Here is a 788-nt window from a genome sequence, read left to right as displayed (position 1 = left end):
GGACACCGCCCTTTCACGGCGGTAACAGGGGTTCGAATCCCCTTGGGGACGCCACTTACTTTAACCGTGTTAAAGAGGGTGTTGTGTTATTAAACAGCTCGCCTGAATCGAGTTTAACTATTCAGTTGTCCTAGTGACACAGAAACTTTCTGTTTAAGCTAAGGCCATTCGCCTAACAGGCTCGGTCTCATCTTACGCAGAAATAGCAAATCAGTGATTTGCAAACCAATTTCTGCGTCCCCATCGTCTAGAGGCCTAGGACACCGCCCTTTCACGGCGGTAACAGGGGTTCGAATCCCCTTGGGGACGCCACTTACTTGCGTAATTTACATTTATTGCACAGTGAATACTGTAAGATTCAATTCAAAAACTCCTATTTATACATCCCATACTTATCTTATAAAAATCAATTATCTACGCTATTTAATTTCGACTTTTCTCTGATATTTTTAAAAATCACAGTACAGATCTTTACTTCTCACTGCGACAGACCGTTTTAATCTATTTCTAATGCTTCCTGCGACACATCATTTATGTCTAATTTGAGGCATTGTTTTTAAAAGGTGTGACGTTAACGAGTATGAGTGGAGACCTTATACCAATCCGCAAAAATACTTATACCAATCCGCAAAAATACTTAATCATTTTGAGTGATTAAACCAGTCGCTACCTGCGTTAAAAATTTCTGATTTACGACTGCATGGATGCAGGAGGTAGAGCAATGCAGGAGCAATTGCCGAGAACAACTAAATAACTAAATTTTTGCCTTGTTATCAACGCGGTTTTAT

1 tRNA gene is annotated in these 788 nt (G+C 40.2%); it reads left to right on the top strand.

Annotated features, from left to right (window positions below):
- Positions 1-236 precede the first annotated feature (236 nt).
- Positions 237-312, top strand: a tRNA-Glu gene (locus JIG41_RS02955).
- The last annotated feature ends 476 nt before the right edge of the window (positions 313-788 follow it).

This window comes from Pseudoalteromonas sp. bablab_jr011 (assembly GCF_016464045.1).
Classification (GTDB): Bacteria; Pseudomonadota; Gammaproteobacteria; order Enterobacterales; family Alteromonadaceae; genus Pseudoalteromonas; species Pseudoalteromonas lipolytica.
Note: the sequence above shows the minus strand (reverse complement) of the source record. Positions and strands in the feature narration are given on the sequence as shown.